The following is a 26504-nucleotide window of genomic DNA, read 5'->3' as shown; positions in this document are numbered from 1 at the left end:
CGAGGAAACATGATCGCAGTCAAGAACCTGAGCAAGGTCTTTCCCGACGGGACCCGGGCGCTTTCGGAGGTGAACGTCTCCATACCCCAGGGCGACTTCGTGGCCATCATCGGCCTCTCGGGTGCGGGGAAGAGCACTTTTTTGCGCACCTTAAACCGCCTGGTGGAGCCCACCACCGGCGAGGTGTGGGTGGGAGGGGTGGAGGTGACCAGGCTTTCCCGCAAGGAGCTCCAGGCCTTCCGCCGGAAGGTGGGCTTCATCTTCCAGCAGTTCAACCTGGTGCAGCGCCTCACCGTCCTGGAAAACGTGCTTCACGGGCGCCTGGGCTACCTGCCCACGTGGAAGGGGCTTCTTGGGCTCTACCGGGAGGAGGATACCGCCATCGCCCTCGAGCAGATCCGTCGGGTGGGGCTTCAGGGAAAGGAGCAGGCCCGGGCCGACCAGCTTTCCGGGGGCCAGCAACAGCGGGTGGCCATCGCCCGCGCCTTGGCCCAGGAACCCCAGCTGATCCTGGCGGACGAACCCATGGCCAGCCTGGACCCCAGGCTTTCCGATGTGATCCTGGGCATTCTCAAGGAGTACAACCAGGAAAAAGGGGTGACGGTCCTGGTGAACATCCACGTGCTGGAACTGGCCCGGCGCTACGCCCGGCGCATTCTGGCCTTCAACCGGGGAAGGCTGGTCTTTGACGGTCCGGTGGAGGCCCTGACCCTCGAGGTGGAGCGAATGGTCTACGCGGGTAACCTGGAGGCTCTATGAACTTGGCAGTTTTCCTGCTCGGCATGGCTCTGGCGAGCCTCCTCGGCCTGGGCCGGGGTTCCATGCGCCGCTACTTGGTGGCTGCGGCCTTGGGTCTCCTGGTGGCCACCCCCACCTTCCCGGTGGTGGAGGCCGTGGGGTACCTTTCCCGGGAAACCCTGGGGCCCACCCTCCTGGCCCTCCTCCCCCTGACCCCCCACCTGGCCCTGGTTCCCTTAGGAGCCCTTTTGGCCTTGCTCCTGGCCCACTTCGGCGGGCGGGCCGCAGGTGTCGGAGGCGTGCTGGGTGGGGGCTTGGCTCTTGCAAGCCTTCTGGTCTTCCTCCAGGGCCCTGCCCACCTGGTGCGGCTTAAACCCCTCCCGGGGCTTATGGAGGGCGTGGTGGCCCTAAGCCTCCTGGTTCCCTTCGCGCTCCTGGCCGTCTGGCGCAGGAAACAGGCTGGGCTTTGGCTACCCTTGGGGGTAGCCCTGGCCCTCTCCACCTTCGCCTGGCTCAACTCCCCCCAGGCCCACACCTACTTTCCCCGGATGGAGGGCTACTACAAGCTCATCCTTCCCGCCGAGCCCGGGACCGAAGAAAAGCTGGTGGCGGCGTACAACCAGGGCCTGGAGAAGCTAAACCGGGTGCGGGAAGAAATCGGGCTTCCCCCCTTAAAGCCCATCCGGGACCTCACGGGCCTCAACGAGGGGCGCCTGCCCCAGGAGGTGGCCCAGGCGGGCTACCGGCTCCTGCAACCCCAGTCCACCGCCTACGGGAACGTGGCCCTTCTCCTCTTCCTGGGGGTGATGATGGGCTCGGGGATCTGGCTTCTTTTCCGACCTAAGCTGGCGCAACCCGATGACCTCCGCACGGGCCTGGTCCTGGCCCTGGTGGCCGCCAGCGTCTTTCCCGCCTTTGACGCCACCGAGTTTGACCTGGGCAAACTGGTCAAAGGCTGGCCCTTCCTGGTGAACTTCCTGGACCGGGCCTGGCCCCCCAACCTGGCCCAACCCCAAAGCGGCATCTACCCGCTCCAGAGCGTGGCCAGCGAGATGCTCCTGACCCTGGAAATCGCCCTGGTGGGCACCCTGCTGGCCGCCCTATTCGCACTGCCCACCAGCTTCCTCGCCGCCCGCAACCTCACCTTCCAAAACCCCCTGCTCCGCGTTCTCTTCTATTTGATGCGGGGCTTTTACAACGTGGACCGGGGGGTGGACACCTTGATCCTGGCCCTGATCCTGGTGGCGGCGGTGGGCCTGGGCCCCTTCGCCGGGGTGCTGGCCATGGCTATCCACTCCCTCGCCGATCTGGGCAAGCTTTACTCCGAAGCCATAGAGAACGTGGATAAAGGACCCATCGAAGCTTTGGAGAGCGTGGGGGCCAGCGGGAGCAATGTGCTCCGCTGGGCTATTCTGCCCCAGGTGCTTCCCCTTTTCGTGTCCTATACCCTGTACCGCTTTGAGATCAACTTCCGGGTGTCCATCGTCCTGGGCTTGGTGGGGGCCGGGGGGATTGGCTTTTTCATCAAGGGTGCCATGGATGCGGGCCACTACGACCAGATGGTGATCGGCATCATCGCCATCGTCATCGTGGTGAACCTGATTGACTTTGCCTCCAGCTGGCTGCGAAGCCGCCTGGTGTAGAAAAAACCGGGTCCCACGGGACCCGGTTTGGGCTTTCTTCCCGTCTACTCCTCTTCCCGTTCCCCGTAGGTTTCCAGGGCTTCTTGCCACGCCTGGCTGATCTCCTTGGCCTGCTCCATTTTGGCCTCCCTGAGCCTAAGGGTAAGGGGCGGGAGGGGCAGGCGCATCAAGGTAAAGCAAAAACCCGTACACCCTGGGGTCGGTGTAGCCTCTACCACCTACACCAAAACGCTCAGGACTGGAGAAGGGCCTCCGCCTCGAGGCGGGCCAGCACGCTTTCCAGGCTCCCCCCTTGCCAGCGCTCCACGGCGTAGGCGGAAAGGGGAAACCGCTCCTTAAGCCTTCGCACCAGCCCCGCCGCATCCTCAGGCCGGCTTCCCTGGAGGACCAAAAGATACCCTCCCGCCAGGCGGAAGGCCAAGTCCCCGCGGCGAAGCTCCGCCTGAAGCCGCTCGGGAGGAGCGGAGGTGGAAAGGTACACCAGCACCAGAGGGCGCCTAAGGGCCAGCCCCTCCAAGGCCCCGGCCAGGCGCAGGAGGTCCTCCCGGGTCCCCATCCCCTCGAGGGCCGGCAAAAGGGGAGCCTCCCTGCCCGTGCCCAGGAAGAAGGCCAGGCCCAAGGCCAAGGCCCCCAGAATCCCCCCAAGGGCCGTGTAACCCGAACCCGCCAACCCCGCGAAGGCCAGGGTGCTTTCCAAGGCCAGCTGGAACGCCAGGAGGCCAAGGCCCAGCACCAGGAAAAACTGCACGGAAAACACCACGGGGAACCGGGAGTACAGGCTCCCCGCCGCCGCCAGCAAAAGGGCGGCAAGGAGAAGGCCAAGCCCCCGCTCCACCTGGCCCAAGGGTTCGGTCAAGGCCAGGGGAGCAAGCCCCAAAAGGAAGAGGCCCCAGGGCAGGAGGAAAAGCCAGCGCATGTTCCTTCCAAGCCTACCATGCCTCCCCTTACCCTGGCCTTAGCATGAGGGGGATGGAGCCCCTTGCCGAGCGCCTCAGGCCCCGTTCCCTGGACGAGGTCCTGGGCCAGCCCCACCTCACGGGGCCCCAAGGGCTTTTAAGGCGGATGCTGGAGGCGAAAAGGCTTTCCTCCATGGTCCTCTTCGGCCCCCCGGGCACGGGCAAGACCACCCTGGCCCAGATCCTGGCGGAAGGGGTGGGCAAGCCCTTCCTAAGGCTTTCTGCGGTGGAGGCCGGGGTTAAGGAGGTAAGGGCGGTGGTGGAAAGGGCCCGGAGGGAAGGGGGCCTCGTCCTCTTCCTGGACGAGGTGCACCGCTTCAACCGCACCCAGCAGGACGCCCTCCTACCCCACCTGGAGTCCGGCCTCCTCACCCTGATCGGGGCCACCGCGGAAAACCCCGCCTTTGAGCTCACCCCCGCCCTCCGCTCCCGCCTCCGCTTTTTCCCCTTGAAGCCCCTCCAGGAGGCCGACCTCCTCGCCCTCCTCCGCCGGGCCCTGGAGGACCCCCGGGGGCTTCCCGGCACCCCTTACGAGGAGGAGGCCCTAAGGCTCCTGGCGAGGGCGGCCGAGGGGGATGCCCGCTTTGCCCTGAACACCTTAGAGCTGGCCGCAAGCTTCGGCCGGGTGGACCTAAAGAGCGTGCGGGAGGCCCTGGGGGCGGAGCGCTTCGGCATGGACCGGGAGGGGGACCGCTTTTACGACCTGGTCTCCGCCCTCCACAAGTCCCTGCGGGGAAGCCACGTGGACGCCGCCCTTTACTACCTGGCGAGGCTCCTCAAAGGCGGGGCCGACCCCCGGTACCTCGCCCGGAGGCTCATCCGGGTGGCCCTCGAGGACGTAGGCCTCGCCGACCCCCTGGCCCTAAGGCTCACCGTGGCCGCCAAGGAGGCCTACGAGGCCCTAGGAAGCCCGGAAGGGGAGCTGGCCCTGGTGGAGGCCACGGTCTACCTCGCCTTGGCCCCGAAGAGCCACAGCCTCTATGCCGCCTGGAAGCGGGCGGAGGAGGCGGCCAGGGCCCACCCCGAGGCCCCCGTTCCCCTGAACCTGAGGAACGCCCCCACCGGCCTGGCCCGCGCTCTGGGCCACGGGGAGGGCTACGCCTACTACCACGAGGACAAGGAAGGTAGCTTCGCCCAAAGGTACCTGCCTGAGGGCCTCGAGGGCCTCCTCCTTTTCCAGGCCCAGGGGGAGGGCTGGGAGGAGCGGGTTCGGGCCCGGCTGGCCCAGCTTAGGGCCCGGTTTCAAGGCGGAAGCGAAGGGCCCCCGCCAGATAGATGATGGGGTTTTCCCCCACGAAAGCCCCCGCCTCGAGGCCCCCCTCCGGCCCCATATAACCGAAAGCCGCCTGGAGCACCGGGAGGACAGGGGGGCCGCAGAAAAAGTTGTACCCTCCGGGCGTACACGGAGGAAGAAGCCCCACGGCCAAGTGAAGGCGGGGGCTCAGGTAAAACCCCCCCTGGCCCAGGAGCACCCCCCCGTCCAGCACAAAGGGGAATCCTCCCGCATCCCCGAGGAGGAAGAGGGGAGGCGTGATCCCCAGGTCCAAGGCCACCCCCGGGGCTAAGGTGGCCTTAAGCCCAGCCCGAAGGCCAAGCTGAACGGAAAAGTTCTCCTCCTGGGCCCCATCGCCCCGGGCATAGGCCAAATAGGGAAGGGGAATCAGGGGGTAACGATCCCGGTTGGCAAAGGGATTCCGTATCAGGCTGAGCCCCAGGGCCAGCTCCTCTCCCCGCACCGGCTCGGGCGAACGCAAAACGGCCACCGGAAGGCACCCCGCAAGGAGAAGCGGGAGAAGCGCCAAGGTCCAGACTGCCCGCATACCCGTTGCCTCCTCGGGACGAGGATAGCCCTTCGGGGATCAGCCCTTCAAGCCCTCCTCAAAGGTGGCCACCACCCGCCTCTCAAAGACGAGGTAGAGCAAGGCGATGGGAAGGACGGAGAAAAGGGCAGCAGCGGAAAGGAGGCCCCAGTCGGTGGGGTACTTGCGCTGCAGGTCCGTAAGCCAGGTCTGGAGGGTCCAGAGCCTGGGGTCGGAAACCATCACCCTGGGGTAGAGCACCAGGTTCCAATGGGCGGCGAAGGCCAGCACCCCAGCCGCCACTAGGGTGGGGCGCACCAAGGGGAAAAGGATGCCGAAAAGCAGCACCCGGTGCCCCGCCCCATCCAGCCTGGCTGCCTCCAAAAGCTCCTCGGGCACCCCCCGCATGGCCTGGTAAACCAGGTAGATGACAAAGGGGCTGGCCGCAAAAGGCAAGGCTAAGGCCCAAAAGGTGTCCAGAAGGGAAAGCCCCTTGAGGATGCCATAGAGGGGGACCAGGAGGAGCTCGGCGGGCACGGCCATCAGCACCAGGTAAAAGGGAAGAAGCCCAAGCCCCGCCCTTAAGGCGTAGGCCGCCAGAAGGGCGGTGAAAAGCTGAAGAAGCACCACCCCCGAGGAAAGCCCCAGGGAGAAGAAGAGCCGGCCCCAAAACCCCTCCTTGGCCAGGCCCTGGACGTTTTCCAGGCTAAAGCCCACCTTGGAGAAGAGCTCCCCCGAGTACACCGCCTCCTTGGGCATGAAGGCGGCGTAGGCCATCCAGAGAAAGGGAAGGAGGACGAAAAACAAGGCCAAAAAGACCAGAAGATGCCCCAAAGCCCGGCCCACGTGCCCAATATACCCCACAGGGGCCTGGGCCTTAAGATGCTCCCATGCAACCTCTTTCCGGCATCCAGGTGCTGGACCTCTCCCGGGTGCTGGCGGGGCCCCTTTGCACCATGATCCTGGCCGACCTGGGGGCGGAGGTGATCAAGGTGGAGCCCCCTTGGGGGGATGAAACCCGGGGCTGGGGACCCCCCTTTGTCAAAGGGGAGAGCGCCTATTTCCTCTCCGTGAACCGGGGCAAGAAGAGCCTGGCCTTGGACCTCAAGACCCTCGAGGGCCAGGAGGTGGTGCGCAGGCTAGCCCAAAGGGCCGATGTCCTGGTGGAAAACTTCAAAACCGGGGACCTGAGGCGCTACGGCCTGGACTATGAAAGCCTGAGGGAGCTTAACCCGCGCCTGGTCTACCTCTCCATCACCGGCTTCGGCCACACGGGACCCAGGGCCCAGGAACCCGGGTACGATGCCGCCTTGCAGGGCTACACCGGCATCATGTCCGTCACCGGGGAGCCGGAAGGCCCCCCCATGAAGGTGGGGGTGGCCTGGATCGACGTGATGACGGGGATGATGGGGGCGGTGGCGGTGCTTTCCGCCCTTTACGAGCGGGAAAAAAGCGGCCTGGGCCAGCACATCGACCTTTCCCTCTTTGACGTGGGCCTCTTCGCCCTGGCCAACCTGGGGGAAAGCTACCTCCTCACGGGCAAACCCCCCAAGCGCCTGGGCAACGCCCACGCCCAGATCGTGCCCTACGGGGCCTTTCCCGCGGCGGACGGCTGGCTGGTTTTGGCGGTGGGGAACGACGAGCAGTTCGCCAGGCTCTGCCAGGTCCTGAACCTCCCGGACCTCCCGGCGCGGTTTCCCACCAACGCAGAGAGGGTGGAGGCAAGAAAGGAGGTGGTGGAGGCTATTTCCCAGGTGCTCAAGACCCAACCCCGGGCCCACTGGCTGGAAAGGTTTCGGGAGAAGGGCATCCCCGCCGCCCCGGTGAACGACCTGGCCGAAGCCTTCCAAGACCCCCAGGCCCAGGCCCGGGGGGCCATCTGGACCCTTCCCCATCCCCTCTTGGAAGCCCTGCCCACCCTGGCGAACCCCTTGCGCTTCCTGTCCCGCACCCCGGCAAGCCCCTCCCTGCCCCCGCCCCTGCTTGGGGAGCATACGGAGGCGGTGCTAAGGGAAGCAGGCTACACCCCAGAGGAGGTGGCCCGGCTTGTGGAAAAGGGGGTGGTCCGCATCCAGGCCAAGGAAGGGCGGTGAGCAAAACCCTCGTTCCCAAGGCCCTTTTCGCCTCTGGATCCGCTATCCATGGGTCCTTTTGGCCTGTGGATAACCTTGTGGATAACTGCCCCCGGCGCCCCAGCGGCACCCGACCCGTGGCGCTTAGGGCTGCTTCCTTCCGGACCTGACCCGGTTCACGCCCGGACCGTCGCGCTGGACCGGGGGCTTGGGTAGTATAGCACCCATGGAAGCCCTAAGGCTAGAGGGCTTGGGCAAGCGCTACGGGCGCAAGCCCATCCTGGAGAAGATAAACCTCTCCGTGCGTCCCGGGGAGGTCTACGCCCTGGCAGGACCCAACGGCTCGGGGAAGACCACCCTTATCCGCCTGGTTACCGGCCTGGCCTTTCCCAGCGAGGGAAGGGCCCTCCTCCTGGGGGAGGACGTGCACCAAAACCCCCAAGCCCGGCGCCACCTGGGGGCGGTGGTGGAGGCTCCGGCCGCCTTCTATCCCTACCTCACGGGCCGGGAGAACCTCAGGATGCGGGCCTACCTGGCCGGGGTGACGGAGGAAGGCCGAATCACGGAGGTGCTGGCTCGCTTGAGGCTCCTCGCCGTGGCCGACCAGAAGGTGGGAAGCTACTCCCTGGGGCAACGCCAGCGCCTGGGCCTGGCGGCAGCCATCCTGCACCGGCCCAGGGTCCTGGTCCTGGACGAACCCACCAGCGGCCTGGACCCCGAGGGGGTGGAGCTGGTCCATAGCCTCTTGCAGGAGATGGCCCGGGAGGGAGTGGCTGTGCTCCTTTCCACCCACCACCTCGAGGAGGTGAGCCAGTACGCCCACAAGGTGGGGATCCTGGGAGGGGGGAGGCTTCTGGACGAGGTGGTCCTCGAGGGGCGGAAGGCCTACCGCCTCGAGGCCGAGCCCCTGGAAGGCGCCCTGGCCCTCCTCAAGACCCTGCCCCAGGTGGCCTCGGCCCGGATCCAAGGGCAGGCCATCCTCTTTGAGGGCGAGGCGGAGGCGGCCTTAGGAGCCCTTCTCAGGGAAGGGTACCGGGTGAAGGCCTTCCATCCCCAAGGTTTCGACCTGAAGCTCTACTACCAGGAGAGGGTGAAACATGCTTAGGCTTCTGGTCTTTGAGCTCTACAAGCTCTTCCGCCTGCGCTCGGTGCAGCTTGGGCTTCTGGCCGCCTTCCTTCTTCCCTTCCTGTGGGCCTTGGCCCCAGGGCTTAAGGAAGTGTACGGCCTGGTCCTGGCCTCGGGCTGGCAGGTGGTTTCCCTTAGCCTGATGGCGGGGATGGAGTTCCTCTTTCCCTTCTTGGTGGTGATGGCGGCCAGCGAGTCCCTGGGAAGCGAGGTGGCCCAAGGCACCTTGAAAAGCCTCCTCCTCCACCCCCTTTCCCGGACCCGGCTCGTCCTGGCCAAGCTCCTCTCTGCCCTCCTCTATCCCTTTGTCCTTTTGGGGGCGAGCTTCCTGGGAAGCCTCCTGGCAGGCCTGCCCCACGGGCTAGGAGGGTTCTACGGGGACACGGGGCTTGGGGCAGGAGGGTTCGCCGGGGTAGGTTTTCTGAGCGCCCAAGAGGCCCTTGGCCAGCTCCTTTCCGCCCACCTCCTGGCGGGGATCGTCCTCTTACCCCTCGCCGCCTTGGCCCTCTTCTACGCCACGGTCTTCCTCTCCACCACGGCAAGCGCCCTGGCGGCGGTGGCCACCCTGCTTCTCATGCGCCTCCTGGTGGCCTTTCCCGCCCTTACCCCCTTCCTCCTCACCACCTACCTGGACCTCCACTTAAGGCCCAACGCAGCGGGGCTCGGCCTGCCTCTCCTCCTCATCTACACCCTGGGCTTCGCCTTCCTGGCGGCTTTGGTTTTTGAACGCAAGGACCTCTAGAAGGGATAGGGTTCAGGGAGGCCCACGAAGCGCCCTCGCTCCACCAGGGGTTCGCCGTCCACGAGAAGGCTTCCCTCCCTTAGGGAAAGCACCAGGTCCCAGTGTAGGGCGCTTGGGTTCTTCCCACCGGTTTCCGGGTAGCTCCGGCCCAGGGCCAGGTGCACGGTGCCCCCCATCTTCTCGTCCAGGAGGATGAGGCCGGTGGGCCGGGTGAGGCCAAAGTTGGTGCCGATCCCCACCTCGCCAAGCCGCCTGGCCCCCTCATCCGTGGCCAGGGCCGCAAGCAGGTACTCCTCCCCCACCTCCGCTCGGGCCTCCACCACCTCGCCCCCTTTAAAGCGCAGGTAAACCCCCTCCACCCGCCTGCCCCCCACGAAGGCGGGAAGGTTGAAGCACACCTCCCCCTCGGCGGAATCCTCGAGGGGCCCGGTGAACACCTCCCCCGAGGGCATGTTGCGCCGGCCGTCGGAGTTGATCCACCTCCTCCCCGCCACGGAAAGCCTGAGGTCCGTGCCCGGGGCCTGGATGCGAAGCTCCCTGCCCTGGGAAAGCCTCCCGATCAAGGCCTCCTGGAAGCGGGAAAGGGCCCGCCAGGCGCCCACCGGATCCTCCCGGTCCAGGAATAACGCCCCCTTAAGGTACTCCCGGAACTCCTCCGTCCCCATCCCCGCCCCCACCGCGTACCCCACCGTGGGGTAGAGGGTGAGGGTCCAGCGCTTGTTCAGGCGGAGCTCGGCCAGAGGCCGCCAGGCCCGCTGGTGCTTTAGGGAAAGGCCGGGGTCCAGGGAGGCTCCCTCCAGGGGGTTTTCCGCGGAAAGGACGCGCAGGAACTTGTCCGCCTTCTCATAAAGAGCGCGCTCCACCTCCGGTATCCTCTCCAGCCAAGCCCTCCCGTGGAGGAGGAAGTCCCGCCCCTCCCCGGGGTAGCCAATGCGGAAAAGGGGGTAGGCCCCCCGTTTCAGGAAGGCCCTTTTCAAATGGGGCAGGAGGGGCAAAGCCGGGGCCTCCGCCTCCACCAAAATGGTCTCCCCTTCCTGGGCCTCGAGGCAGTACTCCACCAGGAGTTGAGCGAAAGCGGCTTCCACTTTGTTATCATAGGGCCAAGATGGCCGAACCCAAGATCACGCCCTTGGCCCGGCGTCTTGCCGAGGAAAACGGCATAGACTGGCGCAGGCTCCAGGGCACCGGCCCCGATGGCACCATCGTGGAGCGGGACATCCTTGCCTTCCTGGCCAAGGTGATGGCCGGGGAGGTGGACCTGCCCCCCATGCCCGAGGAAGCCCCGCCCCTTCCCCCGGAAGAGGAACTGAAGCGGGTACAAGAGGTCCTGAGCCGGGAGGGCGTGGATCTGGAAGACGTTCTCCCCGAACCCCCCAAGGCCCCCACCCTGGCGGTGGAGGAGGTGGCGGAAGAGGAGCTGGACCTCGAGCCCGCCCTCCTGGAGGACCTGGACCTCGACCTGGAGGAGGACCTCCTCCTGGCCGGGGAACCCGCCCGGGAAGACCAAGCCCCTTCCCTCTCCGGGCTGGAGGAAGAGGAAACCCTCCTCCCCGAGCCCGTGGAGGAGGAGCTTGAGGAGCTCCTTCTTCCCGCCGAGGAGGAGGCGCTTTCCCCCGAACCGGAGGAGCTGGAGCTGGAGGAAGACCTCCTCCTCGGCGAAACCCAGGAGGCCCCTACCCCGGAACCCCTAGAGGCCCTGGAGGAAGCGCTCCCTGCCCCGGAACCCCCGCCCCTGGCCGCCCCCATCCCTCCGCCCAGCCCGGCCCCGGGCCTCACCGCCGCCCCGGCTCCTGCTCCCTTCCTCTTGCGGGTGCAGCGCCTGAGGTTTGACCCCGGGAGGCTGGAGGCAGCCCTGGAAGCCTTCCACCAGGCCCACGGGGTGCCCCATAACCCCCTTCCCTTCCTGCTCAAGGCGGCGGAGAAGGCCCTGGCGGAGCTGGAGCTTCCCCTAAGGCCCCTCCTGGGCCAGGTGGCGGGGGAGGCGGTGCGGGGCGTAAGGCCCATGGATGGCTTCCTCGCCCTCTTCCGCCAGCAGGAGGGGGAGGAAGGGGAGGGACTTCTCTGCTTTGCGGGGGAGGAGGAGGTGCACTCCGGCCGCCCGAGCCTTTTCCTCTCCCAGGAGGGGGTGCTTGCCGCCTCGGGCCTCGAGGCCCCCATCGCCCGAAAGCTCCTAGAACGGGTGGCCCTTTACCTGGAAAACCCCGTGCTGCTTTTGGCCTAGCGCCGCCTGCGCCGCTTCCGGCTTCCCGGCAGGGCTTCCGGGGGCGTGAGGCCTTGCAGGCGGGCCTCGAGGGCCCGTAGCTCATCCCGTAGCCGCGCCGCCCGCTCAAAGTCCAAAGCCTCCGCCGCCTGCCACATGGCTAGCTCCAGCTCGGCGATCCGCTCCTTCAGGTCCTCCCCCTCCCAGGCTTCCACAGGAGCCTTCTCCCCGTACTCCTCGGGGCGGATGATGGCCCTAACCTCCTTGCGCACGGTCTCCGGGACGATGCCGTGCTCCCGGTTGTAGGCCTCCTGGAGGGCCCTTCTCCGGTTGGTCTCCCGGATGGCCCTCTCCATGGCCTCGGAGAGGGTATCGGCGTAAAGCCACACCTCCCCCTTGGCGTTCCTCGCCGCCCGGCCAATGGTCTGGATAAGGCTTCGCTCGCTCCTCAGGAAGCCCGCCTTGTCGGCATCCAGGATGGCCACCAGGGAAACCTCGGGGATGTCCAAGCCCTCCCTCAGGAGGTTGATCCCCACCAAAGCGTCAAAGTGCCCGAGGCGCAGGTCCCGGATCAGGGCCTGGCGCTCAAAGGCATCCAGCTCGTGGTGCATGTAGCGGGCCCGTATCCCGTGCTCCTGCAAGAAGGCGGTAAGCTCCTCCGCCATGCGCACGGTTAAGACGGTGACCAGGGTCCTTTCCCCCCTCTTCGCCCGCTCCCGGATCCCCTCCATGAGGTCCAGGATCTGGTTCTCCGTGGGCTTCACCACCACCAGGGGATCCAGAAGCCCCGTGGGACGGATGATCTGCTCCACGATGCGCCCCGAGTGCTGAAGCTCAAAGGGCCCCGGGGTGGCGGAAACGAAGACCACCTGGGACACCCTCTCCAAAAACTCCTCAAAGCGAAGGGGGCGGTTGTCCAGGGCGCTGGGGAGGCGGAAGCCATAGTCCACCAGGGTCTTCTTGCGCACATAGTCCCCCCGGTACATCCCCTGAAGCTGGGGCACGGTCACGTGGGACTCGTCCAGGAAGACCAGGAAGTCCTCGGGGAAGTAGTCGAGAAGGGTGTAGGGGGGCTCCCCCGGGGCCTTGCCGGTGAAGTAGCGGGCGTAGTTCTCCACCCCCGGGCAGGTGCCCATGACCCGGAGCATCTCCAGGTCGTAAAGGGTGCGCTCCTTAAGGCGCTGGGCGTAGAGGACCTCCCCCCTTTCCTCAAAGTAGCGGACCCTTTCCCATAGCTCCTTCTCGATCTCCTTCAGGATCCCCTCCAGCCCCTCGGGGGAAAGGTAGTGGGTGGCGGGGAAGAGCACGAAGCCGGGAAGCTCCCTAAGCCTCTCCCCGGTGACGGGGTGCACCTGGAGGATCCTTTCCACCTCGTCCCCGAAGAGCTCCACCCGGAGGGGCTCGGTTTCGTAAGCGGGGAAGATCTCCAGCACCTCTCCCCTGGCCCGGAACCGGCCCGGGGCGAGGTCGATGTCGTTCCGCTGGTACCCAAGTTCCAAGAGCCTCTCCAAGAGGGCTTCCCGGGGGTAGACCGCCCCCCGCTCCACCACCAGGTTCCGCTCCCTATACTCCCGGGGGTCCCCGAGGCCGTAGATGGCGGAGACCGAGGCCACCACCACCACGTCCCTGCGGGTGAGGAGGCTACGGGTGGTGGAGTGCCTCAGGCGCTCGATCTCGGGGTTGATGCTGGCGTCCTTCTCGATGTAGAGGTCCTTCCCCGGCACGTAGGCCTCGGGCTGGTAGTAGTCGTAGTAGCTGATGAAGTACTCCACGGCGTTTTCCGGGAAAAGCTCCCGGAACTCCGCGGCGAGCTGAGCCGCCAGGATCTTGTTGGGAGCCAGCACCAAAGCAGACCTTCCCATGGCCTCGATCACCTTGGCCATGGTCACCGTCTTCCCCGTCCCCGTGGCCCCGAGGAGGGTGACGAAGCGCTCCCCATCCCTTAAGGCCTCCACCAGCTCCTGGATGGCCCGGGGCTGGTCCCCCTTGGGGGTGGGACCCCGGTAGCGGAAGGTCATCCCCCTCAGTTTAGGGGGAGGTTGGGGAGGGAAAAAGAACCCCCGCCCCGAAGGGCGGGGGCCTAAGCCTGGGGAGCCTAGAAGTTCACTGTGTAGGTCACGCGGAAGGTACGGGCGTGGTCCGGACCGCCAGACCGATCCAACAGGTACTCGCCGTAGTCCACGCGGAAGTCGTAGTAGCGCCAGGTGACGTTGAAGCCGGCAAGGGTACCGCTGTTAGCACCAGGGTCGGAGTAAATCCGGTCCTTGTCCGCAGCAAAGGCATGGTCATTCACGCCTACGGCCACGCTGGTCACATTGCTTGCCCGGTACTGGGCGTAGCGCACCTCGGCGCTGGAGCCCGGGAAGAGGAACTCGCCCAGGGAGAGACCCACGCCCCACTTGAGCTCCTCCGTGCCGCCCGCGCCCCCGGTCTGCCGGGCCGCCACCTCGCCCGTGAGCTTGGGCTTGAAGGGCAGGAAGCCACCAAGGTCCAAGGAGGCCTGGAGGCCGCCCTTCAGGGTCTGGTCGTTGGCAACGTTCAGGTCGGGATCCGCATAGCGGGCAAGGATGCGGTCCAGGCTGATGGGACCAAGCCCCAGCTTGTAGGTGGCGTGGGCGGTGAGGCCAAAGACGTTGGTAATGGTGTTGTAAGTACCCTGGAAGGTCAGGTTAAGGTCCTTGACCAGGGCGTCCTTGGCTCCGCCATCGTGTTGCAGGGTGGCGGTAACCGTAGAGGCCGTTTGAGTGGTAAGGCTAAAGTAACCAGTTCCAGTGTAGGAAGTATCGTAAGCGGCCTTAAGGCTAAACCCAGCAAAGAGACGGGTATTAGCGGAAACCCCAAGGCTAGTGCTGCTTGGGCCACCCGTGTAGGGATAGGTAGTGGAGCTATCCCCCTTCGCAGCAAGGCTGATTGGCCCTAAGTCGGCCGAAAGCTCAACCCCCAAGCCTTCCTGATTAGCAGGGTAGGGAGCCGGTGACTGGAAGCCTCCCAGGCCTCCATAGTAGGCCAGGTGGCTACCAGACATCCCCGCCACGCCGTTGGCGTATTGGGGGTCAATGGCCCGGTAGTTTGCCTTGAGACCCAAAGGCCCCAGCTTAGCCTCAGCTTGGACGTAGTAGGCCCAGTCAGCCACAGCGGGGTCAAAGTAGTCCCGGAAGTAACCACCAATGTTGGTCACCTTGGAGGTAACGAAGAGACCCTTCACAGAGAAATCGCCCAGCTTGAAGGTGCCGTCCAGGCCAAGGGCAGAGCGGGAGGGGTTGACGTTGTTGGCCGCGTAGCTCAGGGCCAGGTCCAGGCCAGCAATGGGCTTGGTGGCGAAGCGGAAGCCGAAGTAGTTGCCCTGGAGGTTCCCGCCACCACCACCGTTGTCAGCGGTGTCGCTCACCCCAGCTACTACCGTCACCGTAGGCGTCAGAGGCAGCTTGCTCCCCGTGAAGGTGGCCACCACCCCCTGGCGGGTCTCGCGGCCCGCGGGATCGCTGTCGTTGACGAAGAGGTAATCGTTGAACTTGAAGCTGCTGGCCGCGCGGCTGTAGGCCACGGAGAAGGCCTGGCCGTCCACGCTACCCCGCACGGTGGCGGCGTTGACCCGGACTGTGGGCGCAGCGCTAAAGGATGTACCAAAGGCCACGGGCACCTGGACCACCGCGCTCGCCTCGGAAACCGCAACGCCAGTGGCGGCAGGAGCGGTGTTCTTCACCCCTAAGGTGAGGCTCAGGGAGCCGCTGGAAAGGTTGGCGGAAGCGACGTCCTCAAGGATAACGGAAGAAGCCACCTGACTTGCCCCAAAGACCCCCGTGCTGAAAGGCGTGGAGAAGAGACGGTCGATATCAAAGTTGGTGCCCGCAAGGGTCTTCATCCCGTAGGTGGCGGTAAGGCTCCCCGAGATGGTGTACTGCACCTTGGAGAGCTCCGCCACCTGGCCCTCGAGCTTGGAGACCTTCTCGGAGAGCCCCACCAAGTCGGAGCGGAGGGCGGCGGCGAACTCCTGCACCGCAGCCACATCCTCCTTGGAGGCGAACTGCTCAAAGTCAATCCCCTGCAAGTCAGCCAAGCCCTTCTCCAGGGCGGTCACCCGGTCCTGCAGGGAGAGGACATCCTGGTTGAGGAGGACGGCGAGCTCATTGAGGGCCTGGATGGCCTGGGCGTTGGCCTCCACCTGGGTCTGGAGGGAAGCCAGGTCGCCCTTCACCCCTTCCACATCCTGGGCCAAGGCATCCAGCTGCTCGGCCAGCTGCTGGGCCTGGGCCAGGGCAGTGTCGGCGGCGATGGAGGCCGCCTCCACCCGGTCGGCCAGGTCCTGAAGCGCAGCGGCGTCCATGCCGGGCTCAGGAGCAGGCTGGGCCTTGAGCTCCTGGATCATGGCCTCGAGGCGGGCGATGTCCTCCTTGGTGGCGGCGCTGTCCTCGAGGGCCGAGACCCGCACGCCCAAGGCAGCAAGCTCCGCGGCCAGCTCCTGCACGGCGTTCTTCAGGGCCTCGATGTCCTCGGAGGACATGGCCTGCATGGTGGGGGACTCACCCTTGGCCTTCAGCTCCTCCTCGATCTGCTGCAGGAGGCGGTAGATGATGAGGGCCGCCTGGTAGCGGGTGAGGGTCTCGTTGCCCCGGTAGGTGCCATCGGGGAAGCCCACGAGGATCCCCTTGGCCGCCAGGGCCTCCACCGCCTCCTTGGCCCAGTGCCCGGCGGGCACGTCGGAGAACTGGGCTAGACCGAAGCCCATGGAGAGCACGGTCAAAAGCCCCGCCAGTAGCATGACTAGCCTTTTCTTCATACTTCCTTACACCCCCTTTAGGGTTTCGGAAGCTCCGCTTTGGGCGAGTTGCCGCGTTTCCTCCCCAAAGGGTGCCTTCCGGGACGCAAGACCTTGCTTCTAAGAAAGAACTTTCGCCTTGCGTCCGCTGGTATCATAAAAGCCTCACCCAGACCTTGTCAAGCCTTTTGGCCTTAAGGTTTTGCTATACTCCGCCGAAGGAGGGGGGTGGGAGGGAGGAAAAAAATCAGCCAGGAAGGAGGAAGGCGGGAAGCGCAGGGGGCCGAAAAGGCCTGACGAGGTGGCGGACCCCGAGAAGGGGATAACCGGGAAACCGGGAAAGGTCGAGGAATCCGCGGATGCCGCCCGGGGTGTGCCCGCCCCGCCCGCCTGAGAAAAGCCCCAAGGGAAAGCCCTCTTCAGGGACAACCGCGGGGCAGGGCGAAGGGATAGGAGGTTCTGGGTGGCCAAGCGCTTGGCCACCCCAAAGGATGTTATATGTGTGGAATCGTAGGCTATATCGGTTTTCGCAACGCCACGGATGTGCTCATAGATGGCCTTAGGAGGCTGGAGTACCGGGGATACGACTCCGCCGGGGTGGCGGTAAGGACCCCGGAAGGGCTTAAGGTGGTGAAGCGCTCGGGGAAGCTTTCCGCCCTGGAAAGCGCCCTGAAGGAGGAGCGCTTGGAGGGGCCTTTGGGCATCGGCCATACCCGCTGGGCCACCCACGGAGCCCCCACCGACCCCAACGCCCATCCCCACACCACAGAGGACGGCAAGATCGCCGTCATCCACAACGGGATCATCGAGAACTACCTGGAGCTTAAAGAGGCTCTAAGGGCGCGGGGGCACCGCTTCGCCTCGGAAACCGACACGGAGGTCCTGGCGCACCTCATAGAGGAGAAGTACCGGGGGGACCTTTTCCAGGCCCTGAGGGAAGCCCTGAAGGAGGTGCGGGGAGCCTACGCGGTGGTGGTGGCCCACGAGGACCACCAGGAGATCGTGGCCGCCCGCACGGTGAGCCCCCTGGTGATCGGCCTGGGGGAGGGGGAGAACTTTCTGGCCTCGGACGTACCCGCCCTCCTTCCCTACACCCGCCGGGTCATCTTCCTGCACGACGGGGACCTGGCCCGCATCACCCGGGAGGAGGTGGCGGTCACGGACCTCGAGGGCCATCCCCTGCCCCGGGAGGTGGTGGAGATCGACTGGACCCTCGAGGCCGCCGAGAAAGGAGGCTTTCCCCACTACATGCTCAAGGAAATCTACGAGCAACCCTGGGTCCTGGAAAACACCCTGGGAGGGCGCCTCAGGGAGGAGGAAGGGGATGTGGAGCTCGGCCTTGGCCTGGACCCCCTGGCCATCGACCGCATCCACGTGATCGCCTGCGGCACCGCCGCCTACGCCGGCTGGTACGGGAAGTACCTCCTGGAAGCCCTGGCCCGCATCCCCACGGAGTGGGACGTGGCCAGCGAGTACCGCTACCGGGATCCCGTGGTGGACGAAAAGACCCTGGCCATCGCCATCAGCCAGTCGGGGGAAACCATAGACACCCTGGAGGGCATCCGGGAAGCCAAGGCCAAGGGGGCCAGGACCCTGGGGGTTATCAACGCCAAGGGCTCCAGCATCACCCGGGAGGTGGAGGACGTGCTCTACATCCATGCGGGCCCCGAGATCGGGGTGGCCTCCACCAAGGCCTACATCGCCATGCTTGCCGCCATGGCCATGCTGGCCGTCCACTTTGGCCGAAGGAGGGGGATCCTCCCCAAGGAAAAGGCCCAAGGCCTCCTCAAGGAGATGCGCAAGCTTCCCCGGTTGGTGGAGGAAGTTCTTGAAAAGCGTCCCCTCATCGCCCACCTGGCGGAGAAGTACCACCAGGCCCAGGACTTCCTCTTCCTGGGCCGGCACGTGCAGGCCCCCACGGCTTATGAGGGCGCCCTGAAGCTCAAGGAGATCAGCTACATCCACGCGGAGGCCTACCCCGCCGGGGAGATGAAGCACGGGCCCATCGCCCTGATCGACGAGCACCTGCCGGTGGTGGTCCTGGCCACCCGGGGGCCTCTTTACGAGAAGACCCTCTCCAACATCCAGGAGGTGCGGGCCCGGGGAGGCAGGGTGATCGCCATCGCCACCGAGGGGGATGCGGAGATCCCAAAACTGGCCCAGGATGTGCTCTACGTGCCGGAGGTCCACCCCCTCCTCGCCCCCATCGTGAGCGTGGTGCCCCTGCAGCTTCTGGCCTACGAGATCGCCGTCCTCCTGGGGCGGGACGTGGACCAGCCCAGGAACCTGGCCAAGAGCGTCACCGTGGAGTAGGCTAGCGGACCGGGTTCAGGAACACCGCCGCCAGCTTGGGGCCACAACGCCCCTCGCCCTACCACGTGGGCCGGGCCCTACCCCCAAACTCAAGGGCAAGGGCGGTCAAACCCAAGCGGGCCTCGGCCTCAAAGGATCGATCCCAGGGGAAGCGCAGGCCCTCGAGGTCCACCCGGTACCCCTCCAGCTCCAGGTACGGCCAAAGAGCCGCCACCCCCCGGGCCTCCGGGGGCAGGGGCTCGGGGAAACGGGTCCTTGCCCAAGGGCGGCCCACCTCCCCCCACCAGTGGGCGAAGTAGGCCTCGGCCAGGCGCCTAAGCCGCGCCTCCGGGTCCTTCAGGAAAAGCCCTCCCTGGGCCAGGGCGCTTCCCAGGTTGTTGGCCGGGGTACCCCAGGAGGCGTAGGAGGCAAGGCGGGGGTAAAGCCCGAGGCCCAGCAGGTAAGCCATGAGCCCAGGATCCCCCCGGTTCACCCGGGAAAGATCCGCCAGGGCCACGGGGAAGCGGGACATGAGGCCAAGGAGGTGGCGGACAGCCCTCCTGGGATTCCCACCCCCGTAGACGTAAAGGACCAGGTCCGGCCTCCCTTCCAGGGAAACCTCCATAGCCAGGGCGCTTTGCAACACCCCCCTCACCGTGTCCCGCAAGGGAATCCCCTCATAAGGGGTGATGCGCTCCGCCAGGGCCTCCTCCTCGTAGACCACGGCGACCTTTAGACCTGGTCTAAAGGCCCTTAGGAGAAGCACCTGCCCTGCCTCGTCCGCCCCGGGCCGGCTAGGGTAGGGAAGGGCCTTAGCCTCTCTGGGGGCGGGGGAGTTGCGCAGGGCATCGTCCCAAACCGCCTCCAGATAAACCCCGGGAAGCCCCGGCCAGGAGGCCAAGGCCTCGAGGACCGCCCGGTTTCTCTGCCGCTGGGTGGCGTCCCAACGGGGCACCACCCCGAAAAGGAGAAGCTCCCCTCCGTAACGAACCCTCCAGGCCAGCAGGGGTGCAAGCCGAGCCAGGGCATCCTCCGCCGGCAGGGCCAGGTGGCGGCTTTGGAGAAGCCCGCCGTAGGCCAGGGCGTCCAGGCTGGCCACCAGCTTTTCCCCCGGGCTCGCCAAAAGCCAGGCCCCTAAGGCGGCAAGATCGGCCCCCTCAGGCCCCCGGTAGACCTCCCGGGGAGGGCAGGCCACCCGCTCCCAGGCGCACGGGCCCCAGTTGGGAGGACGGTCGTCCAGGGGAAGGTAAAGGATGGAAGCCTGGGCCAGGCCCAAACCCCAAAGAAAAAGCCCCCAAAGCCCCAGGCCCCGCACCCCAAGCCCTAACTCACCTTCTCATGGGCCTCCGCCAGGTAGCGCTCCGCCATCATGGCCGCCCGGGTGCCCGCCCCCACGCTGGTGGTGAGCTGGCGGTAGATGGGGTCCGCCACATCCCCGGCGGCGAAGATGCCAGGCACCGAGGTGAAGACCTCATCCCGCACCGCCACGTAGCCGTCGGGCCTCAGCTCCACCACCCCCTTGAGGAAGGCGGTGTTGGGCTCGTGGCCGATGAAGACGAAGACTCCATCCGTGGGGTAGACGTATTCCTCCCCCGTCTTCAGGTTCTTAAGGCGCACCCCCGTTACCTGATCCTCCCCCAGGACCTCGGTGACGATATGGGAGAAGAGGAAGTGCATCTTGGGGTTCTGGAAGGCCCGAGCCTGGGCCACCTTGTTGGCCCTCAGCTCGTCCCGGCGGTGGACAAGGGTTACCTTGCGGGCGAACTTGGTGAGGAAAAGCCCTTCCTCCACCGCCGCATCCCCACCCCCCACCACCACCACCTCCTTGTCGCGGTAGAAGAAGCCGTCGCAGGTGGCGCAGGTGGATACCCCCCGGCCATAGAACCTCTCCTCCCCGGGCACCCCGAGCTTCCTGGGATTGGCCCCGGTGGCGATGATGACCGCGCGCCCGAAGTAGGAGCGCTCAAACCCCCGCACCAGAAAACCCCCGTCCTGGACCTCGAGGCCCAGCACCTCGTCCATGACGATCCTGGCCCCGAACTTCTCCGCCTGCTGGACCATTCGGCTGGCCAGCTCCGGCCCGGAAATGCCCTCGGGGAAACCGGGGTAGTTCTCCACCTCGTCGGTCTGGGCGATCTGCCCACCGGGAAGACCCTTTTCCAGGATGACGGTCTTGAGCTGGGCCCGTCCGGCGTAAATCCCCGCGGTGAGGCCCGCAGGCCCGCCGCCGATGATGACCACGTCGTAACGCTCCTCCTTTTCGCCGCTTCCCGCAAGCCCCGTGAGGGTGAACTCCATGGATCCCTCCTCCTTCGTCCAGGTTACACCCCCCTATACCTAGCGGGGGTATAGCTTACCCAGTTTCCCCCAACCCCCGGGCGCAAGTCAAGGCAAGCTTCAGCCGGATGAAAAAGCAATCCGAGCCGCATCTGGTGACCCCAGGGGGATTCGAACCCCCGTCTCGGCCTTGAGAGGGCCGTGTCCTAGGCCTCTAGACGATGGGGCCGTGCGCGGCTCGGACTGCTTCTGGTGACCCCAGGGGGACTCGAACCCCCGCCGCCGCCTTGAAAGGGCGGTGACCTAACCACTAGTCGATGGGGCCAGGTTTTGGCTGGGGTGCGTGGACTCGAACCACGACCGGCGGATCCAGAGTCCGCTGTCCTGCCGTTAGACGACACCCCAGCGGCTTTTGCCCGATCGCTCGGGCAGAGGTTATGGTACACTCTGAGGGGCAGATTGGCAAGCCCCAGGGTGCCCTCTATGGCGGCGAACGAGGAAAGCCTTTTGGAGGTTCTAAGCCGGTATGTTTCCCCCCGGGCTGCGGAGAACCTGCTGAGGCGGGCCTTGGCCCAGAGAAGGCCCACCTCGCCAGGGGAGTGGGCGCACCTTCTAGAGGAAATCCTCTGGCCTGAGCTCCGCCGCCTCCTGCCCTTCCGGGAAATGCCCCCCGAGCTTAAGGCCCTGGCCCGGGAATGGAGGGAGCTCGCCGCTTCCCAGGTGGCGGAAGCCGAGGCCTCCGAAACCGAGGAAGAAGGGCTACCCGTGGAGGCTGTGGACCTCGAGGATCCCTTGGCCCGCCAGCACTTGGCCAAGAGGCTCGCCCGCCTGGAGGGGGTGACGGGGGTGGTAGTGGCAGGCACAAACGGCAAGGAGGAGCTTTTTTCCGGGGAGCCTGCCCCCTTGGACCTGGCCTATCCCCTCCTCAAGCGCCAGGGTTACGGAATCTTCTATGCCATCCTAGAAAGGGAAATCGTGGCCTTAAGACCCCTGGCCCAGGGATACATCGGCCTTCTCGCCAGAAAGGAAGCCAATATCGGCCGCCTCCTTCACGCCTTGAGGCGGCTCATATCCCTAGCGGAGGTCAACGGATGAAACGGTGGTTTGCCCTAGCCCCATTCCTCGGCCTTCTGGCCTTGGCCGCCCCCCTGCCCCAGGTCTACGACCGCCTGGAGGAAGCCCTAAGGCAGGTGCGCCTGGAAAACCCCACCCAGGCCCTTTCCGCCCTGGACCGGGCGCAAAGCCTTCTGCGACAGGAAAGCGACGGGCTTCCTCCTGTGTTGCGCGACGCCACTCTGCTGCACCTGCAGGACGCCCGGCAGGCGGTGCTTAGGCAAAGCCGGGTGGACCTCGAGGCCCGCCTCCTCCTGGTGCGCCACCTGCTGGGCAAGGCGCTTTACGATGGTTTCTTCCAGGCCCCCCCTGGCCAAAAAGCCCTTTACCTCACCCGCCTGGTCCGGGCCACCGGTTTATCCCAGCCCGTGGCCCAGGGGGCGGAAAGCCTGGCTCCCGAGGAAGCCCGGCGCAGGCTGGAAGCCGGCTACCTGCAACTCATGGCCGAGGACCTGGGCCAGGCTCTTTCCGCCGGCTCCCGCCCCCAGGCCTACCTGGCCTTGGCCCGGGCCTACGCCCGCTTCCTGGTAATCCAGGATAGCCCCCAAAGCACCCTTAAAGCCCAGGACTTCATCCAGGCCATAGGCCAGGTTTCCGGTGGGGAGGACTTCCGATCCTCGGTAAGGGGTTTGCAGGAAAGGGCCCTGGCTTGGCGAAGGCATTTGCAAACCCAGGCGGCGCCTTCCCCTTCGGCTACCCCCCCACCTTCCCCCGCTCCGGCCCAGTCCTCCCCCGGCCCCTCTGCGGGGAAACCCTCCTCCACGCCTTCGGCTGCTTCCCCGCCCTCTCCCCCTATCCCTTCGCCTTCCGCTTCCCCTCCCATTTCCCCTGCTCCCCAAGCCTCCCCCGCATCCTCTCCTTCTCTGGACGCGGTGGCCACGGTGGAAACGTTCCGCACGCCCCCTTGGATGGACCCCGAAACCGCCAGGCGGTTCCGCCAGCAAGCCTATGACCTGGGATACAACTACAACTTTGAGCTCCTGGACGCCGTAGACCAGGTCTTGTTGGAGGTGGGGCTTGCCGCCAACGCCCTGGGCAGGGCCAATCCCGACCTGGCCAGGGAGCACCTGCAAAGGACGCTCTGGCGGTTTCAGGTGCAGCTGGAACCCCTGTTCTCCTTGATCAATCCCGAGCTTACCCAGCAGGTAAGCTCCAGCCTAATCCACCTCTCCACGGCAACGGGCCTTCGCACCCTGGATGTGTTCGCCGTATACGAAGGCCTCGAGGAACTAAAGAGGCAGTTCGCCCAAGGCCCCGCCTCCACCCCCTGGCTTTCCTTCAAGCTCTGGCTCACCCTGAGCGCAGGCATCCCCCGGGCCGTCCTCTTTCTCCTGGCCGCGGCCTTAAGCCTCTTTCCCCTCTACCTGATCCGCCTCACCTTCGGGGGGCGAAACGTCTACTGGAACCTGCTGGCCCTGGCCTTTCTCTTCCTCTTCCTGCCCATCGTGGTGGAGGGGCTCTCCTACTTCGGCGCCATCATGGCCGATTATGGGGGTGCGCCCTTCCTGGCCTTCCTGAGCAACCTCTCCATCGGCCAAGGCCTGGTGCCCTACCTGGCCTGGGGGAGCGCCATCTTCCTGGTGGTGGCCTTCAGCGCGGCCGGGCTCAGGGGCATCGCCGCCCAGTTCGGCCTCCTCAGGGAGCGGGGGCGGGAGGTAACCGCCACCCAAGACCAAAGGCCATCCGCCACCACCCTCACCAGCGAAACCATCGTGGAGTGGGACGAGGAGTTTTAAGGCCCCAACCCGGCTAAACCAGGTTGGGGAGTCCCCTCATTCCAAGCGGGTACCCGGCCCCACCCCATACCCCCGCGCCCAGTCGGCCGCAGGCATGGGGCGCTTTCCCTCGGGCTGGACCTCCAAAAGCCGGATGGCTCCCTCCCCGGTACCCACCAAGACCCCTTCCCGGTCTACTCCCAGCACCACCCCAGGCTCCCCCGCCCCCGGCTCGGGGCGCATCTTTAGGACCTTCACCCGCCTGCCCCCGTGGAAGAAGTAGCTTCCCGGCCAGGGCTGCACCCCCCGGTGGCGGTTGTAGATGGCCTGGGCGCTATCCGCAAAGCGGATACGCCCCTCCTCCTTGGTAAGGAGAGGGGCATAGGAGGGCTCGCCCTCCTGGGGCGCGGGGGTGAGGTGGGGAAGGTTTTCCAAGACCCAAAGGAGAAGCTCGATGCCCTTGTCCCTAAGGCGCTCGGAAAGGGCCACCGCATCCTCCTCGGGGCCTATCTCCGTACGCCAAAGGGCGTAAAGGGGGCCGGTGTCCAGGCCCTCCTCGGTCTTCATGATGGCCACCCCGGTCTCCCTTTCCCCGTGGATGAGGGCCCAGGGCACCGGGGCCGGGCCGCGGTACTTGGGAAGAAGGGAGGGATGGAGGTTCAAGAACCCCCAGGGGGGAACCTCGAGGACCTCCTTGGGAAGGATCTTGCCGTAAGCGGCGGTTACCGCCACCTCCGGGGCCACGGCCTTAAAGGCCTCCAGAAACTCCCGGTTCCCCTTAAGGCGTTCGGGCTTCAAAAGGGGAAGCCCGTGGGCCAAGGCGTACTCCGCCACCGGACTGGGAGCGGGCTTGAGGCCCCGGCCCTTGGGCTTATCCGGCTGGGTGACCACCAGGACCACCTGGTGGCGGCGGTTTAGGGCATCCAATACCGGCACCGCCCAGGCAGGCGTGCCGAAGAAGGCCACCCTCATCCCTGGGAAAGCTCCTTCAAAAGCGCCCTGGCCTCCTTCTGCATCCGGGCCAGCTCCGCCCGGTTTTCCTCCAGGAAGGCTTCCCGCTTGGCCTTGGGCAGGCGTTCGAAGAAGAGGATACCGTCCAGGTGGTCAATCTCGTGCTGGAAGACCCTGGCCATATACCCCTCCAGCTCCAGGGCGCGGGGCCTTCCCTCCTCGTCCTGGTATTCCACCCGGATCCGCTCCGCCCGGGGTACCTCCTCAGCGTAAAGGCCAGGGAGGGAGAGGCACCCTTCCAGCCCCTCCACCTCCCCCTCCCGGTGGGTGATCACCGGGTTGGCCACCACGTAAATCCGGCGCACCAGGTCGCGGAGGGGCCTCTCCTCCCCCTCGGGCTCATCGGCGTACTCCACCGCCACAAAGAAGCGCTGGGAAAGCCCAATCTGGGGTGCGGCCAGGCCCACTCCCCGGGCCTCAAACATGGTCTCCAGCATGTCCTCGGCAAGCTTCTTGAGGCCCCTAAAGTCCTGGACAGGCCGCGCCCGCTTGCGGAGCACCGGGTCCCCGTAAAGGCGTATGGGGTAAATCATCCCAACTATTCTAGCGCAAGCCGCACCCTACCCAAAACCTCCCCTAAGACCCTCACCCCGGGAGGTAGATCAAGGATAAAAGGGCCCGAAACCTCTCCCGGGCGGAAGCCTCCTTCCGGCCTCGCCTCCACCTGGGTCAAGCCCGCCAAAGCCTCCTTGGGTCCCACCACCTCCACAGCCCTGGGAGCGTAGTCCACCACCCTTAAGCCCGCCGGGGGCCTCAGGACCAAGGGGACCTCCTTGCGGAAAAGGGGGGCCTCCCGCGCCACCACCTGCACCTGGGCGGGAAGAAGCTCCACCCCGGGCAGGGGCCCCTGGGGGCCAAAGGCGGTAAGGGCCACCGTATCCCCTCCAAGGTCCAGGCCCAAGGCCACCACCGCCTCCTCCACCCGGCTTCTCGGCCCCTTAGCCTCCACAAAGGCGGGCCTGGTTTCCACCCACGCCCCTCGGGAAAGGACCTCCACCGGCAGGGTGCGGGTAAGGAGGCCCTCCACCCGGCCCTCCACCCGGGCAGGGCGGATCTCCAAAACCTCCACCCCCTGGGGTACGGCCACCCGCACCTCCCGGGAAAAGGCCCCCTCGGCCCCGGAAAGGTCCAGGTAGGCGGACACGGGAAGCCTGGCCCCCTCCACCAGGGGAGCTGGCCCCCTCAGGCGTAGCATGACCTCCTTGGGCACTCCCTCCGCGGTGCGCTCCCCCCCAAGGCCCACCACCTGCAGGGGCACGCTCACCGCCCGCTCCACCACCGGGGCCCTTTCCTTTAAGGAGTACCAGACGGCAAAAGCCGCCAAAAGGGCGATGAGGAAGCTCCCCCAGTCACGCACGGAGCACCTCCTTGAGCTTCTCCCGCAGGGCCTCGAGGCTCATGGGTGGGGAAAGCCTTCCCCCCTCCGCCAGCCTTATGGCCCCTGTTTCCTCACTCACCACGATCACCAGGGCATCGGAAACCTCGGAAAGCCCCAAGGCCGCCCGGTGCCGGGTACCCAGGCCCATGCGGGCCTCGGAAAGGGGAAAGACGCACCCCGCGGCGAAAAGCCGATCCCCCCTCAGGATGGCCCCGCCGTCGTGCAAGGGCGTGCCGGGGTAGAACACCGTCTGGAGTAGCCGGGCGGAGAGCCTAGCCTCGAGGATCTCCCCCGTGGCCGCATACTCTCCCAGGGGGGTGCGCCGTTCCAGGGCCAGGATGGCCCCGTAGCGCCTCTCGGAAAGCCGGGCCAGGCCCAAGAGGAGCTCCTCCAGGGCCAAGGAAGGAGCCCTCGGCCCCTGAGGTCGGCCGATGCGCTCCAAAAGCCCTCTGAGTTCCGGCTGGAAGACCACGATCAGGGCAAAGGCCCCTAGGGTGGCGGCGTTCCCCAAAAGCCAGGAAAGGGTGGAAAGCCCGAGGAGGCTGGCCAGAAACCAGACCACCAGGTAGACCAAGACCCCCCGCACCAGGTTCAGGGCCCGGGTTCCCGCCATGAGGCGCCAGAGGTAATAAAAGAGGATGCCGACGAGAAGGATATCCAGGACGTCGCGCCAGGTGAGGGGCATG

23 protein-coding genes, 3 tRNA genes and 1 other RNA gene are annotated in these 26504 nt (G+C 66.2%); 10 read left to right on the top strand and 17 right to left on the bottom strand.

The genetic code is table 11. From position 1 onward, the window contains the following. Positions 1-9: 9 nt before the first annotated feature. Positions 10-759 (top strand): phosphonate ABC transporter ATP-binding protein, encoded by a 750-nt coding sequence (gene phnC / locus G584_RS0105650; protein ID WP_028493745.1) that lies wholly within the window; start codon positions 10-12, stop codon positions 757-759. Then, positions 756-2381 (top strand): phosphonate ABC transporter, permease protein PhnE, encoded by a 1626-nt coding sequence (gene phnE / locus G584_RS0105645; RefSeq protein WP_028493744.1) that lies wholly within the window; start codon positions 756-758, stop codon positions 2379-2381. Before phnC ends, phnE begins: the two co-directional genes overlap by 4 nt. Positions 2382-2425: 44 nt before the next feature. Here the strand turns inward: phnE and G584_RS13075 are convergent, their stop codons facing one another. After that, the gene (locus G584_RS13075) at positions 2426-2548 is read right to left on the bottom strand and encodes a hypothetical protein (protein WP_272595912.1); all 123 of its coding nucleotides are present in this window, start codon (positions 2546-2548) and stop codon (positions 2426-2428) included. 65 nt (positions 2549-2613) lie between these two features. After that, positions 2614-3297 (bottom strand): nucleotidyl cyclase domain-containing protein, encoded by a 684-nt coding sequence (locus G584_RS0105635; protein WP_028493743.1) that lies wholly within the window; start codon positions 3295-3297, stop codon positions 2614-2616. Between the two features lie 44 nt (positions 3298-3341). On the opposite strand from G584_RS0105635, the gene G584_RS0105630 reads away from it, so the two are divergent. Next, a complete protein-coding gene (locus G584_RS0105630; RefSeq protein WP_028493742.1) occupies positions 3342-4616 on the top strand; it encodes a replication-associated recombination protein A in 1275 nt (424 codons plus the stop codon). On the opposite strand, the gene G584_RS12650 is transcribed toward G584_RS0105630, so the two are convergent. Together G584_RS12650 and G584_RS0105620 are read right to left on the bottom strand one after the other, a co-directional pair. Next, the gene (locus G584_RS12650) at positions 4567-5157 is read right to left on the bottom strand and encodes a hypothetical protein (RefSeq protein WP_028493741.1); all 591 of its coding nucleotides are present in this window, start codon (positions 5155-5157) and stop codon (positions 4567-4569) included. The genes G584_RS0105630 and G584_RS12650 overlap by 50 nt on opposite strands. Before the next feature lie 39 nt (positions 5158-5196). Then, positions 5197-5982 carry a carbohydrate ABC transporter permease gene (locus G584_RS0105620; RefSeq protein ID WP_028493740.1) on the bottom strand — a complete coding sequence of 262 codons (786 nt, stop codon included), beginning with the start codon at positions 5980-5982 and terminating at the stop codon, positions 5197-5199. Positions 5983-6026: 44 nt separating this feature from the next. Here G584_RS0105620 and G584_RS0105615 point away from each other — a divergent pair, with 44 nt between their 5' ends. Next, on the top strand, positions 6027-7229 hold the full coding sequence (locus tag G584_RS0105615; RefSeq protein WP_028493739.1) for a CaiB/BaiF CoA transferase family protein: 1203 nt from the start codon (positions 6027-6029) through the stop codon (positions 7227-7229). Between the two features lie 85 nt (positions 7230-7314). Here G584_RS0105615 and ffs read toward each other — a convergent pair. Beyond that, positions 7315-7415, bottom strand: an RNA gene (gene ffs / locus G584_RS12460) — signal recognition particle sRNA small type. 19 nt (positions 7416-7434) lie between these two features. Here ffs and G584_RS0105605 point away from each other — a divergent pair. Both G584_RS0105605 and G584_RS0105600 read left to right on the top strand, forming a co-directional pair. Continuing rightward, the gene (locus tag G584_RS0105605) at positions 7435-8313 is read left to right on the top strand and encodes an ABC transporter ATP-binding protein (RefSeq protein ID WP_028493738.1); all 879 of its coding nucleotides are present in this window, start codon (positions 7435-7437) and stop codon (positions 8311-8313) included. Next, positions 8306-9076, top strand: coding sequence for an ABC transporter permease (locus G584_RS0105600; protein WP_028493737.1), 771 nt, complete (start codon positions 8306-8308; stop codon positions 9074-9076). Before G584_RS0105605 ends, G584_RS0105600 begins: the two co-directional genes overlap by 8 nt. Here G584_RS0105600 and G584_RS0105595 read toward each other — a convergent pair. Next, entirely contained in the window at positions 9073-10161 is a 1089-nt protein-coding gene (locus tag G584_RS0105595; protein ID WP_028493736.1) for an aminopeptidase, read from the bottom strand. The genes G584_RS0105600 and G584_RS0105595 overlap by 4 nt on opposite strands. Before the next feature lie 20 nt (positions 10162-10181). On the opposite strand from G584_RS0105595, the gene G584_RS0105590 reads away from it, so the two are divergent. Then, a complete protein-coding gene (locus G584_RS0105590) occupies positions 10182-11297 on the top strand; it encodes an E3 binding domain-containing protein (RefSeq protein WP_028493735.1) in 1116 nt (371 codons plus the stop codon). On the opposite strand, the gene uvrB is transcribed toward G584_RS0105590, so the two are convergent. Then, on the bottom strand, positions 11294-13294 hold the full coding sequence (gene uvrB / locus G584_RS0105585) for an excinuclease ABC subunit UvrB (RefSeq protein WP_028493734.1): 2001 nt from the start codon (positions 13292-13294) through the stop codon (positions 11294-11296). The two genes, G584_RS0105590 and uvrB, sit on opposite strands and share 4 nt — an antisense overlap. Positions 13295-13371: 77 nt before the next feature. After that, on the bottom strand, positions 13372-16053 hold the full coding sequence (locus G584_RS0105580; RefSeq protein ID WP_028493733.1) for an S-layer homology domain-containing protein: 2682 nt from the start codon (positions 16051-16053) through the stop codon (positions 13372-13374). Positions 16054-16530: 477 nt separating this feature from the next. Here G584_RS0105580 and glmS point away from each other — a divergent pair, with 477 nt between their 5' ends. Further along, a complete protein-coding gene (glmS, locus tag G584_RS0105570; RefSeq protein ID WP_028493731.1) occupies positions 16531-18345 on the top strand; it encodes a glutamine--fructose-6-phosphate transaminase (isomerizing) in 1815 nt (604 codons plus the stop codon). Positions 18346-18403: 58 nt separating this feature from the next. Here the strand turns inward: glmS and G584_RS0105565 are convergent, their stop codons facing one another. The 5 genes from G584_RS0105565 to G584_RS0105545 all read right to left on the bottom strand — a co-directional run bounded on the left by G584_RS0105565 (position 18404) and on the right by G584_RS0105545 (position 21006). Beyond that, a complete protein-coding gene (locus G584_RS0105565; RefSeq protein WP_028493730.1) occupies positions 18404-19639 on the bottom strand; it encodes a DUF4127 family protein in 1236 nt (411 codons plus the stop codon). A gap of 8 nt (positions 19640-19647) precedes the next feature. After that, positions 19648-20622, bottom strand: coding sequence for a thioredoxin-disulfide reductase (trxB, locus tag G584_RS0105560; RefSeq protein WP_028493729.1), 975 nt, complete (start codon positions 20620-20622; stop codon positions 19648-19650). A gap of 132 nt (positions 20623-20754) precedes the next feature. Beyond that, positions 20755-20830: transfer RNA gene (locus tag G584_RS0105555), tRNA-Glu, on the bottom strand. Between the two features lie 21 nt (positions 20831-20851). Beyond that, a tRNA-Glu gene (locus G584_RS0105550) sits at positions 20852-20926 on the bottom strand. Between the two features lie 6 nt (positions 20927-20932). After that, a tRNA-Gln gene (locus tag G584_RS0105545) sits at positions 20933-21006 on the bottom strand. 78 nt (positions 21007-21084) lie between these two features. Here G584_RS0105545 and G584_RS0105540 point away from each other — a divergent pair. Both G584_RS0105540 and G584_RS0105535 read left to right on the top strand, forming a co-directional pair. Then, positions 21085-21696 (top strand): hypothetical protein, encoded by a 612-nt coding sequence (locus tag G584_RS0105540; RefSeq protein ID WP_245563324.1) that lies wholly within the window; start codon positions 21085-21087, stop codon positions 21694-21696. Then, positions 21693-23450, top strand: a complete 1758-nt coding sequence (locus G584_RS0105535) for a hypothetical protein (RefSeq protein WP_028493727.1) — start codon at positions 21693-21695, stop codon at positions 23448-23450. The genes G584_RS0105540 and G584_RS0105535 overlap by 4 nt, the downstream gene beginning before the upstream one ends. 36 nt (positions 23451-23486) lie before the next feature. On the opposite strand, the gene fmt is transcribed toward G584_RS0105535, so the two are convergent. From fmt to cdaA, 4 genes are read right to left on the bottom strand one after another with little or no spacing between them, the layout of a single operon-like run. Next, positions 23487-24401 carry a methionyl-tRNA formyltransferase gene (gene fmt / locus G584_RS0105530; protein WP_028493726.1) on the bottom strand — a complete coding sequence of 305 codons (915 nt, stop codon included), beginning with the start codon at positions 24399-24401 and terminating at the stop codon, positions 23487-23489. Further along, on the bottom strand, positions 24398-24973 hold the full coding sequence (def, locus tag G584_RS0105525) for a peptide deformylase (RefSeq protein WP_028493725.1): 576 nt from the start codon (positions 24971-24973) through the stop codon (positions 24398-24400). Before def ends, fmt begins: the two co-directional genes overlap by 4 nt. A 5-nt stretch (positions 24974-24978) precedes the next feature. Continuing rightward, entirely contained in the window at positions 24979-25797 is an 819-nt protein-coding gene (locus G584_RS0105520) for a CdaR family protein (RefSeq protein ID WP_028493724.1), read from the bottom strand. Then, the gene (gene cdaA, locus G584_RS0105515) at positions 25790-26503 is read right to left on the bottom strand and encodes a diadenylate cyclase CdaA (protein ID WP_028493723.1); all 714 of its coding nucleotides are present in this window, start codon (positions 26501-26503) and stop codon (positions 25790-25792) included. The genes G584_RS0105520 and cdaA overlap by 8 nt, the downstream gene beginning before the upstream one ends. Between the last annotated feature and the right edge of the window lies 1 nt (position 26504).

It is taken from the genome of Thermus antranikianii DSM 12462 (genome assembly GCF_000423905.1).
In the GTDB taxonomy this organism is placed as follows: Bacteria; Deinococcota; Deinococci; order Deinococcales; family Thermaceae; genus Thermus; species Thermus antranikianii.
This window is presented reverse-complemented; position numbering and strand designations above follow the sequence as displayed.

Excerpts from the sequence above, each read along its gene's own strand:
- phnC (WP_028493745.1), top strand. The coding sequence starts at position 10 with ATGATCGCAGTCAAGAACCTGAGCAAGGTCTTTCCCGACGGGACCCGG.
- phnE (WP_028493744.1), top strand. The coding sequence starts at position 756 with ATGAACTTGGCAGTTTTCCTGCTCGGCATGGCTCTGGCGAGCCTCCTC.
- G584_RS13075 (WP_272595912.1), bottom strand. The coding sequence starts at position 2,548 with ATGCGCCTGCCCCTCCCGCCCCTTACCCTTAGGCTCAGGGAGGCCAAA.
- G584_RS0105635 (WP_028493743.1), bottom strand. The coding sequence starts at position 3,297 with ATGCGCTGGCTTTTCCTCCTGCCCTGGGGCCTCTTCCTTTTGGGGCTT.
- G584_RS0105630 (WP_028493742.1), top strand. The coding sequence starts at position 3,342 with ATGAGGGGGATGGAGCCCCTTGCCGAGCGCCTCAGGCCCCGTTCCCTG.
- G584_RS12650 (WP_028493741.1), bottom strand. The coding sequence starts at position 5,157 with ATGCGGGCAGTCTGGACCTTGGCGCTTCTCCCGCTTCTCCTTGCGGGG.
- G584_RS0105615 (WP_028493739.1), top strand. The coding sequence starts at position 6,027 with ATGCAACCTCTTTCCGGCATCCAGGTGCTGGACCTCTCCCGGGTGCTG.
- G584_RS0105605 (WP_028493738.1), top strand. The coding sequence starts at position 7,435 with ATGGAAGCCCTAAGGCTAGAGGGCTTGGGCAAGCGCTACGGGCGCAAG.
- G584_RS0105600 (WP_028493737.1), top strand. The coding sequence starts at position 8,306 with ATGCTTAGGCTTCTGGTCTTTGAGCTCTACAAGCTCTTCCGCCTGCGC.
- G584_RS0105590 (WP_028493735.1), top strand. The coding sequence starts at position 10,182 with ATGGCCGAACCCAAGATCACGCCCTTGGCCCGGCGTCTTGCCGAGGAA.
- uvrB (WP_028493734.1), bottom strand. The coding sequence starts at position 13,294 with ATGACCTTCCGCTACCGGGGTCCCACCCCCAAGGGGGACCAGCCCCGG.
- G584_RS0105580 (WP_028493733.1), bottom strand. The coding sequence starts at position 16,053 with ATGAAGAAAAGGCTAGTCATGCTACTGGCGGGGCTTTTGACCGTGCTC.
- glmS (WP_028493731.1), top strand. The coding sequence starts at position 16,531 with ATGTGTGGAATCGTAGGCTATATCGGTTTTCGCAACGCCACGGATGTG.
- trxB (WP_028493729.1), bottom strand. The coding sequence starts at position 20,622 with ATGGAGTTCACCCTCACGGGGCTTGCGGGAAGCGGCGAAAAGGAGGAG.
- G584_RS0105540 (WP_245563324.1), top strand. The coding sequence starts at position 21,085 with ATGGCGGCGAACGAGGAAAGCCTTTTGGAGGTTCTAAGCCGGTATGTT.
- G584_RS0105535 (WP_028493727.1), top strand. The coding sequence starts at position 21,693 with ATGAAACGGTGGTTTGCCCTAGCCCCATTCCTCGGCCTTCTGGCCTTG.
- fmt (WP_028493726.1), bottom strand. The coding sequence starts at position 24,401 with ATGAGGGTGGCCTTCTTCGGCACGCCTGCCTGGGCGGTGCCGGTATTG.
- def (WP_028493725.1), bottom strand. The coding sequence starts at position 24,973 with ATGATTTACCCCATACGCCTTTACGGGGACCCGGTGCTCCGCAAGCGG.
- cdaA (WP_028493723.1), bottom strand. The coding sequence starts at position 26,503 with ATGCCCCTCACCTGGCGCGACGTCCTGGATATCCTTCTCGTCGGCATC.